This is a genomic window from Escherichia sp. AM3 (genome assembly GCF_032029835.1).
GTDB lineage: Bacteria > Pseudomonadota > Gammaproteobacteria > Enterobacterales > Enterobacteriaceae > Escherichia > Escherichia coli.
The window spans coordinates 1-909 of sequence record NZ_JAVUPQ010000403.1; the positions used below are offsets into that span (position 1 = coordinate 1).

The 909-nt window shown below is 53.2% G+C and carries 1 pseudogene; it reads right to left on the minus strand.

Annotated elements, in window-relative coordinates:
- Window positions 1-909, minus strand: a pseudogene (gene traU / locus RTW80_RS26180) (IncI1-type conjugal transfer protein TraU); the annotation flags it as partial.

A 909-nucleotide genomic window follows, 5' to 3' on the forward strand; every position in this document is an offset into this window, starting at 1 on the left:
CAGCCAGGGTCATAACGGATTCATACATTGGACGAACGGCAGAAATGAAGCTGCTGTAAGTCAGAAGCGTTTTCTTCAGATTAAGAGCCTTCATCCCGCCGGGCATCAGATCTATTCTGATGCGCCAGGGGACTGCGCGGGGGACGGCACGGACCAGTTCGTTAAACGTCTGCAGATTTTGCGGAGGTAAAGTAATCGATACCATTCCGTGCCAGAGTCCGCCCGCCTGAACCAGGTTGCCCTGTGTGGTCACCTGAGTGTTGAATAACTGCAAATGCAATGAAGGAGCATGTAGTACGGATTCATCGTCAGTCCAGCGATATCCCGCTGGCTGGGCATCTTCAGGCAGGTGGGGTTGCCAGTTACGCGGTGTGCTGTGCCGTTCTGTCTGACGACGTATTTCACGCCCGACCTCGTGTATATCCAGTAGCCGGAGAATCAGGCCATCAGATGAATGTCTCAGTGCCTGTTCCACATTATCAAGAAAAGCTTCGTGGCGGATTTTCAGTGCAGATAAGGCCCACTGCCAGGGGGACTGGGCAAAGCGTGCTTTCGGTACCCGTTCAGCCAGTCTTCTGACAAGCTCATCATGGGCGGTGCGATCGCTGTTGCTGATAAGGTCGGGTCCACTCCAGATCGCCAGCCAGCAACGCTCCCGGACCAGCCATGGGGACAGTGTTGTGACTTTCTCATCGACCACATCCTGTAACTGGATACCTGTATTAGCCAGTGAGCGCTTTTGTGGGGCGACCATGTCTTCGATTTCTTCTTTCCCCATGTCAGGATCACGCTCAAAAACGAAGCTGATTTTATGACCGCTGTTTTTATATGCCGTATTCAGGCTGTCACTCATGCTGGTGATCAGCGATTCCAGTGAACCCGGGCCAGTCTGGTCGGATGCTTCATCCA